This window comes from Bradyrhizobium sp. McL0616, assembly GCF_049993385.1.
In the GTDB taxonomy this organism is placed as follows: Bacteria; Pseudomonadota; Alphaproteobacteria; order Rhizobiales; family Xanthobacteraceae; genus Bradyrhizobium.
In genome coordinates, this window is record NZ_CP188255.1 from 6,636,204 (window position 1) to 6,652,084 (window position 15,881).

The window sequence follows — 15,881 nt, forward strand, 5'->3', positions numbered from 1 at the left end:
CAAGATTGCTCATGTGATCGCCTCTTCGCCGGCTTCGAGCCTAACCCCAAAGCTATTCTCGCCGAAATACTATTGGGTTGTGTCTCTATGATGCCTTTAATCGAAACTTCCGTAAGCAGCAGCAGAGACTCTGGAGAGTGGCAGGTCGGGGCAGTCGAGAACGAACGAATGCGCAGTAGCGCAAGGTTGCGCGCCTCCGAAGTCGGATATGGAAGTCCCGCTGACACAGATATTCGTTTGGCTATCGCTGGGCAACCCGGTGCCCGAGCGGAATAATCGCTCGCAAGGCTCGTAAGCACGACGGCCGGATAAGTCGTTCTGTAAGAGATGCCGTGCGCGACGGCGGGATTCTGAGCCATTTCAATCTCAGGCATCATTCAGGCATCATAGAGTACCTTGAGATCGATCCTGACGAATTCGGTTCGGTTGGAGCCGCGAAGATAGCAAAGGCCAGGACCATCGATTTGTTCGGGTAGGTAGTTGCCCTGGAACAATCTGGGCGTTTTCAGTATTCAACCGGGTTTTGATGCGCCTTATTGATTGTTCGTAAGGCAGCGTGCGAACAGACCGATCGCGCAACGACGAGCAATCCGCTCCCGCGAGGGCTCCGTCCAAACATGGTCCCTCAGATAATCGCCGCGCTCGCGCCCATGACGCCGGCATCTTCGGCGCGGGACTAGCGGGTCCATCGCGCCGGTTATGAGATCGGCGAGTTCGTGCGCGTATTGGCGTCCGTTCTTCCTCGTTGCTCTAATGGCATGGGTCGTTGTGGCACCACTGCTGCTCCGGCGGTGGCTATGGAGTGGAAGGATTTCCGATATGAGCACGCGCAGTGACGCCGTGAACACGGCACCTTCCAAGACGCTAACGCAAAAGATGCTGGACACCGTTGAGCGCGTGGGAAACAGCGTCCCGCACCCGATCGTGATATTTCTGATCCTCATCGCTATCGTGCTGGTGCTCTCTCACCTTCTCTACATGTTGGGGGCGACCGTCACCTACCAGGTCATCAATCCGGATACCCACAAGATCGAGACCGCAACCACGACCGCCAATAGCCTGCTGACGGCGGACGGAATTCGTCACATCTACACCCGGCTCGTGCCAAACCTCATGGGTTTCACCGCCGTCGGGCTGTTGATCGTCGCCATGATGGGCGTCGGCGTCGCGGAGGAAGCCGGCCTCGTGAACGCATTGATCAGAAAGCTCGTGGCCGTCTCTCCGAGTTGGGCACTCGTTTACATCGTCGCGTTCGTCGGCATTTTGTCCAGCATAGCTGCCGATGCAGGCTATGTGGTGTTGATCCCCTTGGCGGGCGCCGCCTTCCTGAGCGTTGGCCGAAATCCTCTCGCTGGACTCGCCGTGGGATTTGCCGGAGTCGCCGGCGCATTCACCGTGAACATGATCATCAAGCCGCTTGATGCGGTTCTGACGGAAATTACCAACGACGCAATCCACATGGTCAATCCGACCACTTCACTCGATCTGACCGCCAATGTCTCGTTCTCGATCGCGTCTGTCGCGGTCCTGACGGTCGTCATTGCGCTCATCAACAACCGCATCATCGAACCCCGGCTGGGCGTGTACCAGCCCGAGAAAACCGCCGACGCTCAACCGGGGCCGAACGGTGGACAGCTTTCCGCCGACGAGTCGCGCGGGCTGAGGTACAGCGGCTTTGCGCTGCTCGGGGTCGTGATCCTGTTCCTTCTGTTGACAGTTCCGTCGGGCGCGCCCCTGCGCAATCCAACGACCGGCGTCCTGATCGGCAACTCACCATTCATGAACGGCCTGATCGGGGTCATCATGGTGCTGTTCCTTGCGACCGGCATCGCATATGGCATCGGCGCAAAAACGGTGAACAGCTCCTCGGCCGTCATCGCGGCCATGACGAAAGCGGTTGCCTCGCTGAGCGGCACCATCCTCCTGTTCGTCGTCATCAGCCAGTTTGTCGATTACTTCAACTACAGCAACATTCCAACGCTCATGGCCCTGACGATGGCCGAGCCGCTGAAAAACGCGCATATCGGCCCGCTGTGGTTGCTGGTGGGCTTTATTATTGTGGTCCTGATCATAGACTTTGTGTTCACGCCAGCGATCGCCAAATGGGCCATCTTCGCACCGGTCTTTGTGCCGGTGTTCGTGCAACTCAACGTCGATCCCGCTTCAGTCCTGGCCGCTTACCGGATCGGCGACTCGCCGGTCAATGCGATCACCCCCCTCAACGCCTACTTCGCCATGGTGGTCGGCTTCGCCCAGATTTACGACAAGAAGGCGGGCGTCGGGACGGTCGTCGCGCTGATGTTGCCCTACACACTCTGGATCGCCATCATTTGGACTCTGCTGTTCGTTGTCTGGTACCTACTGGGCTTGCCTTGGGGATTGTGAGCTGCAAAACGAGAATTCGTAACCACGAACTTCGAGGCGCTCGGCTCGCGGGGTCAAAGATTGACGCTACGAGATCGGTCACGCAGCTGCTGAGAGCCGGTTCAAATCGATAGTGATCGATCTTCACAGAGCGACGCGCTTTTGCGGAGTGCCACCGAGTTCGACGTCTACAACTGGAGTGCGACCGAAACAGCACACTCCAGTCGAAAATTTTGATCCACCCACGGAGCCGCCTTGCGATCGGTAAAATCGAGCGCAAAGTTCGATGTGCCCTGAACGTGCCAACAGGAGGCTTTAATGCCGACATTCCGAGCGCTTTGCGGCATTGCATCAATCGCAATATTTGCCGGTCCGGCTTTGGCACAGACAGCCGCGAGTCAGGAGCAGAAGCCTTCCATCGAAGAGTTGTTGCGGCGTCTCGATGCGCTGCAAGCCCGCGCAACTGAAGGTGACAAGCTGATCAGCGCACTGCGCCATCGCGTCGACGAACTCGAGACCCGAGACAAGCATTCGAAGCTTCAGGCCACCACCGCGCGTCGTGAGGCCGCGGCACCAACCGCTGGGCAAAAGCCGTCGCCGATCCCGGCCACGTCGACTGAGCCACGAATGACCGCGAATGCAGCGGTCCTGCTACAACCTGCCGGGGCGGCCATTCCGGGTCTGCGTCCACCCGAACCGATGGGCAGCCAGTACGACGGAGAAGGCCAGGACGCGTTGCGTTCCGATCTCCCGGGCTTGTCGTTGCTTATCCCAGGTTCGCAGTCCGAGGTACGCTTCTACGGTTTCGCCAACCTCCATGGCTACCACGACTTCAATGGCCGCAATCAGTCCGATGCGCCGACAGTACAAACCATTCCACTTTCCGGAAGCCCCGCCGACCTCCAGGGAGGTGATACCGGATTGTCCGCCCGGTTCAGCCGCATCGGCATGGATACGCGCACGGCGATCGCCTGGGGCACTCTGGAAACCCGCCTGGAAGGAGACTTCGGCGGGGGCGCGGCGGCCTCTCCCAATGCGGTCTTTCGGCTCCGTCAGGCCTGGGGCGAACTCGGCACCGAACAGTTTCGCGTGCTGGTCGGCTGGGCGAACAGCCTCTGGAACGAGGGCGTCTATGAAACTGTGAACTTCTCGACCAATCTCAACCAGTCCTTCGTGCGCCAGCCGCAGGTTCGGGCGACCGCAACATTGGCCCCGGGATTGACCGGGCACGTCTCGATCGAGATGCCGGATACGCAGTACACGTCGGCGGCCGGCGTGTTCACGCAGATCAGCACTCCGGCTGGTTTTGGCGGGCTCAGTCCCGCATTTGCCTCCGTGCCCGATCTGCTCGGCCGGCTGGAATACCGGAACGATGGCCTGGGCCTCGACCTGCGCGGCCTGTTGCGCGATCTCACCATCCGTACCGCAGGCACTTCGGCAGCACCTCCCGCTGTCGAGCGCAATACCGCCGGTTGGGGTTTCGCGGGCAGTGGCCGCTTTCCGATGCGATGGCTGTCACCGGCGTTCGGTCCGGACGAGTTGGTTGGCATGGCCTATTACGGTCAAGGCATCGGGCGCTATTTCGGCGCCAATACCTTCGGCCAGGATGCGTTGTCGAACATCGGCCTGCCCGGCGTTGTGGATCCCAGTCTCGACGCCCTGCCGACCTATGGCGCGAGCGCAGGCTACCGTCACTTCTGGACACCGCAAGTGCGCAGCAATTTCGTCTACTCCTACGCATGGCAGCAATATCCGTCCTATGCGCAATTGTTCGTGCCGGGATCTGCCTCGGCGACGTCGTTGAACAGCACCATGCAGCAGGGCATCGTCAATTTGATCTGGAGTCCGTTCGCCGAGCTTCGTGGCAACAGCGTCGGGACCGGATGGCTCGATGTCGGTCTTGAATATGTCTACTCTCATCGGGACGTGTACGGCGGCACCGCAGCAACAGCCCCGGTCAGCACCGGTTCTGGTACCGCCAATCGCATCCTTGGCTCCGCCACCGTGCGGTTCTGAAATCTGCGCAGATGCATAGCTGCGATGAAGAGAAAACTGTGTCGGAGCGATTAACTTGAACAGCATCGCTGTCACCTTTGCGATCGTCGCCGTTGTCATCGTGCTGTTTGTCTCGAACCGCTTCCCCGTTGTGCTGGTGGCCATCGGCACGGCGATCGCATTGTATGGCACTGGGTTGCTTAAACTCGGAGAGTCGTTGGCCGGTTTCGGCGATCCGGCGGTTATCTTCATTGCATCGCTTTTCGTCGTCAGCGCAGGCCTCGATGCTACTGGCGTGACGGCGTGGGCGGGAGAGCTTTTGGTCGCCCGGGCGGGGCAGAGCCGCGCCCGGCTGTTGGTCCTTACGATGACGCTCGTTGCACTGCTCACCGCTCTTATCAGCATAAATGGGGCGGTCGCGGCACTTCTCCCGGTCGTCGTCGTGATGGCAACCCGCGTTGGCCGCTCGCCCTCGCAATTACTCATGCCAGTCGCGTTTTCGGCACACGCCGGATCGCTCCTGGCCCTTACCGGCACACCGGTGAACGTCCTCGTATCGGAAAGCGCAGCCGACGCCGGCCTGGCGCCTTTCGGCTTCTTCGAGTTCGCCATTGCCGGGGTCCCCCTGCTCGTGGGGACAATAGCAATCGTGATATTGTTCGGGCAGCGCCTGCTGCCGGAACGCAAGGGACGGGCGATCCCACCGGATCTCAGCAAACACGCCCGGACACTTGTCGAGCAGTACCGGTTGGACGACGGGCTGTTTCGGCTTCGCGTGCGCGCACGTTCTCCGTACATCGGCTCACCGCCGACTGTCGTTGACTTGACGAACTACGCAGGCGTCAGCCTGATCACTATCCAGGCTGGTGACGGCGGCGGACCCGTGCGCCAAGCAAAACTCAATGAGGGTGACATTCTCATTGTGCGCGGTGGCGCCGAAGCGGTGGGCGCTCTCGCATCGGACAATGTGCTGGCTTTCCGGGCTGATGACATACCCGAGGTCGCGGATACATTGTTCAACCGCACGTCTGGTCTGGCCGAGGTGCTGATTCCGCCACGCTCGGGCTTGGTTGGGCAGCCAATGTTTCCTGGCATGATCACGCCCAGCGGGGATCTGGTCATCCTGGCAATCCAGCGCAGGGGCGAGAATCTGGCCGAAGCCGTATTGATCGCAGGCGACACGCTGCTGCTGCAGGGAACCTGGAATGCTCTCGATAAGCATCTCAACGACCCGGACGTTCTGGTGGTCGACTCGCCGGAACTCATTCGTCGCCAGGCAGTGCCGCTAGGAACCGGGGCGAAGGAAGCGATCGCCGTGTTGCTCGTGATGGTGCTACTGCTTGCGACCGGTTGGGTGCCGTCAGTGATTGCCGGACTGTTAGCAGCCTGCGCAATGGTCTTGCTGGGAGTGCTAACTGTGGAACAAGCCTACCGCGCGGTCAATTGGACAACGGTCATCCTAGTTGGCGCGATGATGCCGCTCTCGACCGCCATGCAAAACACCGGAGCGGCGGACCTTATGGCGGCAACGCTGATCCATTTGATCGGCGACGCCGGTCCCTACGCGCTGCTTGCCGGCTTGTTCGTGTTGACGGCGATTCTGGGTCAACTTATCAGCAACACAGCGACGGCGCTTATTATGATCCCGATCGCGATGGCGGCCGCGACCGAAATGGGAGTATCGCCGCGACCTGTGCTCATGAGCATTGCGGTGGCTTCTGCGGCATCGTTCCTCACTCCGATTGCCACCCCGGTCAACTTGATGGTGATGGGCCCCGGAGGATACCGTTTCGGAGACTACTGGAAGCTCGGGCTGCCTTTACTGTCGCTTTTTTTCGTAGTGGCGACTTTCTTGGTTCCTGCATTCTGGCATTTCTGATCACCCACCACCCTGCCTTCCGCAAGATGTGCGACTGACGACCTGTCCCTGTTGTAAACCCAATTCTGTTGTCGGTTGAAGGAGAATCGGACGATGCTGCTCCTCTCCCATGTGAAGTTTCGGCTTATCTCTGCCGAAATCTTCAACGGCATTGCGCAGGCTATCGGGCGTTGTGCGCGAATCCCTTAAGCAGGCGTAGTAGTGTCTTTCGGAAGCTGGAGCCACGATAGCCATTAGCGCCAGCCAGCCATCCATAGAGCCAGCAAGATACGTATTGCGGTCGCCCCTATTGAGGGCGAGCCACTGGCTGAACAGCACATAGTCGGCTTGAGCCGGAACACTCCACAATACGCGATGATCAGAACGCCAAAGTAGCGCATGCTGGCCCCTCAACCGTGCAAGAGGATCAGACCTTGGCTGGCCCGCGAACGTCAATAGCGGGTCACGTTGCTGACGATTTGAGCCAACTTTTCCACACCCACGACCAGCAGGGTCTCGCGCGCGTTGCGAGGCCCAAGGGATTGACAATTTGCGCGGTGATCGCGGCCCCGCTTTGATGGCGGGATGCCGAGCCAAGTCCGACGCCACACGCCCACCTGCGCCGACGGCCGCCCGGTCAAGATCACCTTTGGCAACATGCGCGACGCCGGCGTGCGCGGCGTCCTGGTCTATTGCGCGGACTACCGATGCAGCCATAGCGTCGCCCTCAGCGCCGATCGCTGGATTGACGACGTGCGGCTATCGGACGTCGAGGCGCGGTTTGTCTGCTCGGCGTGCGGCAGGCGCGGCGCTGATGTTCGGCCGGATTTCCATTGGAATGGCGGCGGCAAGGGCGGGATGGGGTATGGAAACACGCGATGACCAAAGGCTGGGGGCGGCCTTTCGAGGAGCCGATAGTGATTGCCGGCCGCACGCCGCTGTGCACGCTCAGGGATGCCGGTGAGCACATTGCGTCCTTGCCCAAGGCTCAGCAGCAATTGCCGCACTGGCAGGCCGCGGCTGAGGCTCTGATGGTGGTTGCGGAGCGCGGGGGCCCGACGATGTTCGCCCGCATTGGGATCATGCGGGCGCTGAACCGACACTACGTCCCCGAGCTCAACCCAAAGGGCAAGGAGCCACACTGGGGCCGGCGCAAGCTGAAGAGGGATCAATGACCGTCAGGTAGCCAACTGGGGCCTTCACGGTATGACCGGTACGTCGCAAGCCTCGCAGTGAAAGGCCGGGCCGTACTGGGTTTTGACGACTTTAAAGCCAGCCCCGATGCGGTTGACGGTTGGAATTTCTTCGTTGCCCGGCAACATAAGGCTGACGATGCCAGTCCTGTGGCATTTCGGGCATCGGAGCATTTCGGACCATTGGTCTTTCATAACCGGATAAATGCGGAATCGGTCGCTTTGGTTCAAAATAGGTCGTCGTGAAGTCCCGCCAGGCCATGAGGGCGGAAGCCGGTCACCTTAACTTTACGGATCGACGTCCGGGAATAGGAACGACGCAACAACCCTTCGATTGACCGTAGCCGGCACGCCGCCGATCGCCGGTCAGAGCGACCCCGGCCGGCGAGATTTTTCCGCCCGAACAAATCGAGCAGAGACCAAAGCCGGCTGCCGAAAAGCCATGCCCCGTCTATCGAACCCCTCAAAAGAAAAGCCCGCCTTGCTCAAGCGACGGGCTCGAGGTCTGCGTCGACGGCGGCTTGAGCGCGGGACCGAAGCCACGCGCTGTTCGTCACCGCCCATCTGCCGGCGACGCGTGTCATCGTCCACCTTCGGTTTGGCGCTTTGCCAGCGTGAAGCGGTGATCGTCTTTTCCACACCCACGACGCGCAGTACCTCACGCGCGCTCCGAGCCACCAGTAATCGACAATTTGACTCGTGCCCGCGCCGCGCTTCGATGGCGCATGACCAACGCAGAGAACAGTGCGGCCCGCGCTGATGATTTTACTCGCCGGGGCGTTCGTCTATTGGATTTCCCACTGAGGCAGCCTAATCCTTGTTGGTGATCACGGCCCACGCACCGACGACCGCCGAGACGGCGCTAGCAGTCAGCACTGCGAGAACGTGATTTCGAGCCAATCCATGTACTGACCAGCTGCCGAGATGGCTTCACAGGCACTCTACGGCGGCTACTTCGGGGCCTGCAACCCCGGCGAGGTGAGCCAATCCTCAGCCGCGCGCCGGTCTCGGCGAGGCGGACCTTTCTAAGAAGGGCCTCGCGTTCCCGGCCTGCAGGAAGCTGGTCGGCTTGTTCTTTGAGATGGGCGGCTTGTTCGGCTAGTCGTTCTTCAAGAGGGCGGGTCTGTTTTACTCGGCGGCGCTCCGGCATGGCGCACTCCCTAAGCTATTAGGGACGACTCCAAAACGGCGGAGCATTAAATCGGTTCCACCATCGAAACCCATTCCGGGAAACGAGACGAACGACCGCAGGCGCCCCCTTAAGAAGCTCCTGCGGCCGATGCCGCGACGTTCCGCACGATCGGCGCGGCATGCAGGACGCTAACACAAGCCCGCCAGCGTTGCTGACGCTTGAGTTGTCCGAGCGCAACAGGAGCTCCTGTTCCGTTAACCGGAACAGCCGATTTAGTTTGAATTGCGGAAATATTGGGGCGTAGCTTTGGGGTACCGGGGCTGGACCAATATTTAACGTATTTTTTTTACCCGGTTTTTTTTGACAAGGCGGGGGCCGCGGCGGTTTTCATCGCTGCGGCCTTCTTTGTTTACTGCCTTAACGGCAGGGTGCGTCATTGGCGCCCCCTTGGATGACGCGCATGGCTGGACGTTGTGGTGCCCTTTCCGTGACGCCCAACAGCACCCAATTCCAATCGAGTTGGTGCTTTCTGACGAAGTTCACGAGGTCCTCGCGACGTATCCGACCCAACCATTTCATCTGATCGTCGGGGACGCCGCGGTGTGCCGCGACCAATCTCATTCGGGTCCGCGGGGCTTCGTTGAACGCGCGGCGCTCTTCCTTGCGCTTAGGATCCATCGCCGTTGCCCCGACCTGAGAGCCGCACCGCGGCGATCACGGCCCTCACCCTGGCCTCTGCTTTGGTCAGCAAATCCTCGCGGGCTGCGGCGTGCTCCCGATCACGCTGCAATTGCTCCTGGATGCCTTGCCGAGCTTCTTCTCGGGCCGCGGCCGCAAGATCTTGTCGGCATGCCCTTGGGTCAAACCCGCGATGTGATCGAGCTCGTGCCGCGACATTTCCATCTGTTCTGAACGGTCGCGAACTGCATTGACCAGCCCGGAGTAATCCAAAACATGCCGGCAGAACGGTGCAGCGCTCGCGTTCATGCGTTCACCGGCCGGCAACGCGGATCGGCGAAGGCACCGCCGGTTCAACGCGGCGCGCAAGTAGGTGGTCATGCGGCACCGCCCCGCTCAGGCCATCGTCGAGATAGAGACGCCCGGCGCGCCACGGGGATTGCGGCAGGCGCGATTTCATATGATCCCGGAGGTAGTCCCTCACCGCGATGGCGCTGTGGTTCAAGGGCTGCATCGTCAAATGTGGCCAAGCGGTCGTTTCCACGGTCTCCCCGGCGCTGATCCCACCGGGCTCGTCGCAGTATTGCCAAAGCGAACTGTGTGTAGAAAAGCTAATCGGGTTTTCGAACCGATGCCGCGCCAGGGGTGACGGATGCAAATCGGCCGGGGCGCAATAGCGCGGTACTACGCGATCCCAGCCCCTGGGCAACGGCTTCGAGAAGCTCCAAAAACCCCGCGACGCGCGGACTTCGTTTTCGGCGGCGACCGCGGAAAGAACCCGGGTCTCGCCACTGCGAGAATAGATCGTCATCGTCGCGTTCATCGCGGTGGCTCCATGGAAACTAGTGGTTCATCTGTTTCGGGTTGATCTCGCCCGGGGTTTTCGCTTTGCGGATCGTCTCGCGCGAGGTTTGCGTCGAGCCGCCGCTTGGCTTCGCCGGCTTGCGCGGGGGATCGCTGAAATGTTTGATGCGTCGCGTAGCGGGCGCAGGCCGGCTTGAACTTTTGCTCATCTCTCACTACTCCCATTCGAAAATTGATAGCGGCGCGCCTGGTGCGCTCGCGATGGCGTTCCACGCGGAGTCGACCTTCGGCACCTGGCCGACGCCGTCGACGCGGTAGGACTGATACGGCAGCAGCGTGATCGAGCCGGGACCATTGACCGTGCAGGTGATGGTCGGCGTCGCAGTGCGGCTGATGGTCGGGCAAACCGCGATCTTGGCGGTATCGCTCGAGTTATAGAACTCGATGCGCCGGCGCGTCGGGTTGACGCCAATGATCAGCGCCGACGATGTCCCGATGGATTGCGCGTACGTGAACGGCATCGCCGGGGACTGCGCCAACGCGGGAGCGGCGAACAGGAGCAGCGCGAGGAGGAAGGGGCGCGTGGCGGTCATGCGCCCCTCGGTCGGTTGGCGAGCTCCAGCGCCGACGGCATCCGGAAGTGCGTGCGATCGAAACCCGGGCCTGGTCCCTGATGGCGTCTTCCGAGAATTCAAAATATCCGACGACGTGGCCGTTGGAGCACTTGAGCTCGCGCTGCTCCGGCTTGTCGATCGGCGCACCGCTCGCGATGACATGCGCGGCGCGCTGGAGGAGGTTCTTGACCTCGTTCGCTTCCGACGCAGCGCTTTCTCCGAAAGACTGGGTCCTGCGCGTCAAGGTTAAATGAAAGAACGGGAGCGGCTGGTCAGACATTCGATCCTCGATGCGGTGAGGATGCTCGACCGTGGGTTTTGACCGTAGGTTTCGACCAGCAGCGGCAAAAGCGGCGTCTTTCCAGTGGCGTTTGGAGGATGGGATATCCGCAGACGTCAAAGGATCGGCCTGCAGATGCTGTTACCGCGCTCACTGTTCGTATGGTGCCTCGCAGTGCACACATTCAGAGCGTGCTGATTGGAGTCGAATTGGACCACGATTCAATGTCGGCTACTGCCGTCGTGGCATCAGCAGAGGTGCGCCCTACCCTAGCTAGCCTGTTCAGTCTTGTTTCAACCTGGGCCAGGAGCCAGCTAGTTTGGTAAGGTTCGCGTTTGAACTCTCCCGCGCCGTGATTACTGTGAATGGATTGCCAAATGCCTTTCCCGCCGCGCGGATGGGGTCGATGAACAGCTTCGCTGCCGGGTTCAAACCAATCGGACCACCATGTCCTCTAGCTCCAGCGCCAGTATCGCCAAGAAAGCTCGCACGAAGGCCGAGGCGGATTTTGCCACCTGGCTCATGATGGCCAAGCTCGGTGGTTTCGATGACCTGCCGTCTAACGCGCAAAGCTTTCTGACTAATTATCGAACCCGGCTCGAGACAATGAGCGAGGTCGAGTCCATGGCCCTGGCCGTTCGCGAGGTGTACAGCGCTTATTACAGAGAGATGGGAGGCGTCGGCGCGGCGCCGGAACCAAAGGCTCGGACGCCAACGACAGAGGAAAAAGTCGTGCGGTCCCAGAGACCGCCTAGACCTCAACGCGGTCAATCGGCTGCGCGGCATTCGACGAGGCCAATGACCCGGAAATTCCTCCCGGCACTGCTGATTTTCGCGAGCATGGTGGCACTGATTGTCGCACTCAGATTTCTAGCGCAGTAGACCGCCTGCGGATTCTGTGCGACGTCCGCTTTTCCCCCGATAGCGACTAAATAGCGGACAACGTGCGCCACGATGTCCGCCTTAGGTCCGGTCTGCCCTCGAACTCGGACATCAACCTATTCTGTCGGGACTTCTCAAAAGGGCCATGTGTGGACGGCTCCAGGTTGGCAAGGGTTTTCTTTACGCATGCGGCGGTAGTCGGAGCAGCCATGTGTTCGGCCTATTAGCGCGGTTCACGTGACCGCTGGCCATAATGCCCTCCGCGGATCAGGTCCCGGTCAATAGCACGCATTCGAAGATGCCATGGCCCATGTGGGTTGTCCTGATCGCCGGATCGACCGGCGCTGCATTACGTGCTGTTCGCCCTCCCAACCGTTACGTCACACCGGATGTCCGGCGCGATAGGTTACGCCGCGAGCGCGACGGGCTCCCTGTAGCGCTCACCCCTGGCCATCATGGCCCATGCCATCCGGGCAATCTTGTTGGCGAGCGCGATCGCAGCAACCTTGGTGGGTCGGCGCGTCAGCAGTCTCGTGAGCCAGGGCCGATGCCCCGTGCCATGGATCTTGGCATAGCGGATCACGGCGAGTGCGCCTGCCGTGAACAGGCTGCGCAAATAGCGATCGCCTTGCTTGCTGATACTGCCAAGCTTGTCCTTGCCCCCGCTCGAGTTCTGCTTCGGCACGAGCCCAATCCAGGCCGAGAAGTCCCGTCCCGATCGGAAGGCGTTGGCATCGGCAACACTCGCGAACAGCGCCGTTGCCAGCGCCGGCCCGACGCCGGGATCGCGTCCAGCCGTTGGCTCGTCGCGCTTGATCGATGCCAGGCGATGATGCGTCGGTCGAACTCCAGTATTTGGGCCTTCAGGGCCCGCAATTGGCTGCCGAGAGCCGCAAGACACGCGCGGGCCACCTCTGAGAGCCGGCGATCAGCTGTATCGGCGACGACTTCCAGCAACTGCTCGACACCCCTACGCCCGACGGGGGCGACAATCCCGAACTCGGCAAGATAGGCGCGAATTGAATTGATGACGGCAGTCTGCTGGCGGATGAAGAGATGGCGCGCTCGATGAAGCATCAGACAGCTCTGTTGCTCGACCGTCTTGGTCGGCACGAACCGCATGTTGGGCCTCGTGACCGCCTCGCAAATTGCCTCCGCGTCCGTGGTGTCGTTCTTCTGCCGCTTGACGTAAGGCTTCACATAGGCCGGAGGCATCAACCGTACCGTATGCCCTAACGCCTGTAACTCGCGAGACCAATGGTGCGATGATGCGCAAGCCTCGATCCCCACCAGACAGGGCGGCAGCTTCTGAAAAAACGCCAGCACGTGGCGGCGCTTCAACTGACGGCGCAAGACCACTTGGCCGGCTGCATCAACGCCGTGTACTTGGAAGACCGACTTCGCGATATCCAGACCGATTGTCGAAATTGACTGCATAGCTTGCTCCTCCGAATCGTGGGAGCCTCAAAATGGCGCCCACTCCTTGGCGCTCTCGCGCCGCTGGAGGAGCCGTCCACAGCATCAATAGCAGCCGTCCGCAGATGCAGCAACAGGGTGCAGAAAAGCCAGCCTTATTCGAAGCGAGTGCACTTCATCAGCACTAATCCTCTTCGGCCTCGCGTTTGACCGCGGGCGCGCCAGCCTGTTCCCGCAGCCAGATCGCGATCCGGTCGCGTACCTCAGGAGCGTCATACAGCGAGTGATTTAGGCCCGCGGGCTGCGCGTCGTAGAGGATTTCAAGCGCCATTTCTGCCCGCCGCAGGCCGTCGGAGGCGCGCGCATTTGGCAGCGGCTCGGCCTCCACTAGTGTCGCCACGGGCAGCATGAAGGCCTCACGCCCGGTGGCCAGGCTGATGCCGATCGTCGGCAGCGCCCACGCCAGCATCGCTGTCACCAGGACGAGCAGCCCCACGTAGCCTCCAACCAAGAGGCCAAGGAACCCCCACCAAAGCCAATCGCCCCACTCCTTGGGCAGTGGCGTCCAAAAGCCGAATCCCTCTCCAACCAGGCCCAGCAAGTTTATGCAGCTCCCACGACGAGTAAGAGCACGAGCACGAGCACGAGTAGCGTCAGCGCAGGCTTTAGCCGCAGCCGCCGCGCCGCCCAGCCAACGAACCACGCCACGGCATGCCCGAGCCCCTGCACCACCTGGCCGAGCCCGATGACGAGGCTGGCTTCATCGCGCGGCGCGCGCAGGGCCAGCAAGGGACAAGGCAGGCACAGCGGTTCCTCTTCGACATGGCGTTTCCCGGCCTTGGAAAGGCTGCGCACCCACTCTTCAAGAATCCTCCTTGACCTTGGGTCGTCTACGTTGCCTGCGGGACGCATTAGGAAGTTTAGGACGTAGCCCGCCATGATGATAAGCAAGAGGCCCCAAAGCAGCGGGTCCCGGTGGCCAAAAGCCAGAACGATGGCGATGATCGTCGTGGCCGCCACGATCGATGCGCGCCACATTGCCACCACGGCGGAAATAAGGAGCACAATCGCCACGGCCTGTGCAACACCATCACTGCGCCAGCTGAGTTGGAGCGCCATGAGCGGGGCCAACGCCAGAAGCATCCGCGGCAGCAGCGTGGCGACGAGTTCTACGAAGCCGTTTTCAGGCATCCGACCCCACCGCCACACCAGCCGCACGAAGGGCGTGCCCAGCGTGAGCAACGCTCGCACGTCGGCGGTCTCACCACCACCGCGGAGCTCGTCGCGCGTGTCCAGTGCCTTGACGGCCACGGTGCCGCCGTGACTGTGCGCGAGCACCACGTGCGACACACCCGGATGGTCGCGCGCGAACTCCCGCAGTGCGGCCCGAAGCGAACTCGCCGCCTGGGCCCGGTCGGCGAAAGTATTGCGACCAGACCAGAGAAAGCGATTGAACACGACGCTGCCTGGAGGCAATCCGCTGCGTCGCGCGAGATCGCGCTCGAATTCGCTACCCTGCTCGAACCAGCACCGTTGATCCGGTTTTGAATCCGGTGCTGGCCACAGCGCGGCCTCGTCGACTTGCCAGCCGCGCATGCGGGTCCGCAGCGCGCGTAAATTGCGCCTCAGTTGCAGCCACGGACCGCGAGGGAAAGTGCCATGAACGATCGTGACCGCCAGCACCGCAGGCGCAGGTTCGGGCGTGGTTGGGTCCATCGGATTGATGCGGCCGTCCTCTCGTCAACCCACATAATAGCACGTCCCCCAGCGTGCCAAGTTCGCTGCACTGCGAGATTTCGAGTAGGCTTATGACCGCAACGGGTCAAACTCGGAAGTCGCGTTCGGTCACTGCGGCGTCCGCTGTGCCCCGAACAACCGTCATGGTGAGGCCCACAACGGTGATCACTCTGCAGCGCTTCCGTGAGACACGCCTATCGCGCTGCGATAACCTAAGAGCCTTGGGTGCTGAAGTGGAGCGCCGTCAAGACGCTCATGAGCGCTACTGTTGCCGAGGGCGCCAGCAGGAGTGCCTTAGGCCACAGCGGCACGCGTGAATGCGTCACTTGTCCTTTTCGGTAACTCCTACCGCGCGCAGCGGCGCTGGCTTATTGGCTCTCGGGCGGGGCGCATCGACGACCAAGCTGTCTAGTTCCATGCTGGGAGCAGCTTTGATCACGGGGTCCTTCGGGGTACTGTCGGCAGGCTCATACCACGGCGGTTTTTCGAGTGCTCCGCCCTCAAGCGCCTGGGCCATCAACTGTCCGATTTCTGGTCCAACCAGCGGGACCAAGCTGCCATTCTCGTTCTTGTAGAGCTGAGGACAAAAATAGAGCGCATGTATCCTTGGATCGTATCCGTCGATGACAAGAAAATGCTCCGACTTGCGGAATAGCCTGCGCTTTTTTACGACCTTCCGTTCTTGCGTAGTCAGGGCGACCCGAAGCTTGTCGCGTTGCTGGCCAACAATGGTGGCTGCTTCCAGAAGAACGAGCCAATCTCTGGTTTTAGCGTTGTCCGCGTGAACGGGAACCAGAGTACCGCGGTGTCTGTCAAAAATGCCCATGCGGTCAGCCTACCAAGCCACCCTGTTACGTCAACCCGACGAGGCCGCGGCAGAATTGGAGGGATAGGATAGAGCTTGGGCGCGCTTAGGCGCTTAGGTGTC

At 61.1% G+C, this 15,881-nt stretch carries 12 protein-coding genes and 1 pseudogene; 6 read left to right on the plus strand and 7 right to left on the minus strand.

Features of this window, described 5'->3' with window-relative positions; genetic code table 11:
• Positions 1-819: 819 nt before the first annotated feature.
• The 5 genes from ACPPVR_RS31910 (at position 820) to ACPPVR_RS31930 (ending at position 7,392) form a co-directional block, all read left to right on the plus strand.
• Positions 820-2,385 carry an AbgT family transporter gene (locus ACPPVR_RS31910; RefSeq protein WP_426610503.1) on the plus strand — a complete coding sequence of 522 codons (1,566 nt, stop codon included), beginning with the start codon at positions 820-822 and terminating at the stop codon, positions 2,383-2,385.
• A gap of 357 nt (positions 2,386-2,742) precedes the next feature.
• Positions 2,743-4,380 carry a DcaP family trimeric outer membrane transporter gene (locus ACPPVR_RS31915; RefSeq protein WP_426610504.1) on the plus strand — a complete coding sequence of 546 codons (1,638 nt, stop codon included), beginning with the start codon at positions 2,743-2,745 and terminating at the stop codon, positions 4,378-4,380.
• Between the two features lie 55 nt (positions 4,381-4,435).
• Positions 4,436-6,238 carry an SLC13 family permease gene (locus ACPPVR_RS31920; RefSeq protein WP_426610505.1) on the plus strand — a complete coding sequence of 601 codons (1,803 nt, stop codon included), beginning with the start codon at positions 4,436-4,438 and terminating at the stop codon, positions 6,236-6,238.
• A 564-nt stretch (positions 6,239-6,802) separates the two neighbouring features.
• Complete coding sequence (locus ACPPVR_RS31925; protein ID WP_426610506.1) at positions 6,803-7,099, plus strand: hypothetical protein; 297 nt, start codon at positions 6,803-6,805, stop codon at positions 7,097-7,099.
• Positions 7,096-7,392 carry a hypothetical protein gene (locus ACPPVR_RS31930; protein ID WP_426610507.1) on the plus strand — a complete coding sequence of 99 codons (297 nt, stop codon included), beginning with the start codon at positions 7,096-7,098 and terminating at the stop codon, positions 7,390-7,392. The genes ACPPVR_RS31925 and ACPPVR_RS31930 overlap by 4 nt, the downstream gene beginning before the upstream one ends.
• A 2,141-nt stretch (positions 7,393-9,533) precedes the next feature.
• Here the strand turns inward: ACPPVR_RS31930 and ACPPVR_RS31935 are convergent.
• From ACPPVR_RS31935 to ACPPVR_RS31945, 3 genes are read right to left on the minus strand one after another with little or no spacing between them, the layout of a single operon-like run.
• Positions 9,534-10,043, minus strand: a complete 510-nt coding sequence (locus ACPPVR_RS31935) for a hypothetical protein (protein ID WP_426610508.1) — start codon at positions 10,041-10,043, stop codon at positions 9,534-9,536.
• 19 nt (positions 10,044-10,062) lie between these two features.
• A complete protein-coding gene (locus ACPPVR_RS31940; RefSeq protein ID WP_426610509.1) occupies positions 10,063-10,233 on the minus strand; it encodes a hypothetical protein in 171 nt (56 codons plus the stop codon).
• Between the two features lie 6 nt (positions 10,234-10,239).
• Positions 10,240-10,617, minus strand: a complete 378-nt coding sequence (locus tag ACPPVR_RS31945) for a hypothetical protein (RefSeq protein ID WP_426610510.1) — start codon at positions 10,615-10,617, stop codon at positions 10,240-10,242.
• A gap of 748 nt (positions 10,618-11,365) precedes the next feature.
• Here ACPPVR_RS31945 and ACPPVR_RS31950 point away from each other — a divergent pair.
• Complete coding sequence (locus ACPPVR_RS31950) at positions 11,366-11,800, plus strand: hypothetical protein (RefSeq protein ID WP_426610511.1); 435 nt, start codon at positions 11,366-11,368, stop codon at positions 11,798-11,800.
• Between the two features lie 406 nt (positions 11,801-12,206).
• Here ACPPVR_RS31950 and ACPPVR_RS31955 read toward each other — a convergent pair.
• The 4 genes and pseudogenes from ACPPVR_RS31955 to ACPPVR_RS31970 form a co-directional block, all read right to left on the minus strand.
• Positions 12,207-13,237, minus strand: a pseudogene (locus tag ACPPVR_RS31955) (IS110 family transposase).
• Between the two features lie 163 nt (positions 13,238-13,400).
• Positions 13,401-13,712 (minus strand): hypothetical protein, encoded by a 312-nt coding sequence (locus ACPPVR_RS31960; RefSeq protein ID WP_426610512.1) that lies wholly within the window; start codon positions 13,710-13,712, stop codon positions 13,401-13,403.
• A gap of 107 nt (positions 13,713-13,819) precedes the next feature.
• Positions 13,820-14,932: a hypothetical protein gene (locus tag ACPPVR_RS31965; protein WP_426610513.1), complete on the minus strand. Its 1,113-nt coding sequence runs from the start codon at positions 14,930-14,932 to the stop codon at positions 13,820-13,822.
• Between the two features lie 343 nt (positions 14,933-15,275).
• Entirely contained in the window at positions 15,276-15,779 is a 504-nt protein-coding gene (locus ACPPVR_RS31970) for a hypothetical protein (protein WP_426610514.1), read from the minus strand.
• Positions 15,780-15,881: the final 102 nt, after the last annotated feature.

Excerpts from the sequence above, each read along its gene's own strand:
- ACPPVR_RS31910 (WP_426610503.1), top strand. The coding sequence starts at position 820 with ATGAGCACGCGCAGTGACGCCGTGAACACGGCACCTTCCAAGACGCTA.
- ACPPVR_RS31925 (WP_426610506.1), top strand. The coding sequence starts at position 6,803 with ATGCCGAGCCAAGTCCGACGCCACACGCCCACCTGCGCCGACGGCCGC.
- ACPPVR_RS31930 (WP_426610507.1), top strand. The coding sequence starts at position 7,096 with ATGACCAAAGGCTGGGGGCGGCCTTTCGAGGAGCCGATAGTGATTGCC.
- ACPPVR_RS31935 (WP_426610508.1), bottom strand. The coding sequence starts at position 10,043 with ATGAACGCGACGATGACGATCTATTCTCGCAGTGGCGAGACCCGGGTT.
- ACPPVR_RS31940 (WP_426610509.1), bottom strand. The coding sequence starts at position 10,233 with ATGAGCAAAAGTTCAAGCCGGCCTGCGCCCGCTACGCGACGCATCAAA.
- ACPPVR_RS31945 (WP_426610510.1), bottom strand. The coding sequence starts at position 10,617 with ATGACCGCCACGCGCCCCTTCCTCCTCGCGCTGCTCCTGTTCGCCGCT.
- ACPPVR_RS31950 (WP_426610511.1), top strand. The coding sequence starts at position 11,366 with ATGTCCTCTAGCTCCAGCGCCAGTATCGCCAAGAAAGCTCGCACGAAG.
- ACPPVR_RS31965 (WP_426610513.1), bottom strand. The coding sequence starts at position 14,932 with ATGGACCCAACCACGCCCGAACCTGCGCCTGCGGTGCTGGCGGTCACG.
- ACPPVR_RS31970 (WP_426610514.1), bottom strand. The coding sequence starts at position 15,779 with ATGGGCATTTTTGACAGACACCGCGGTACTCTGGTTCCCGTTCACGCG.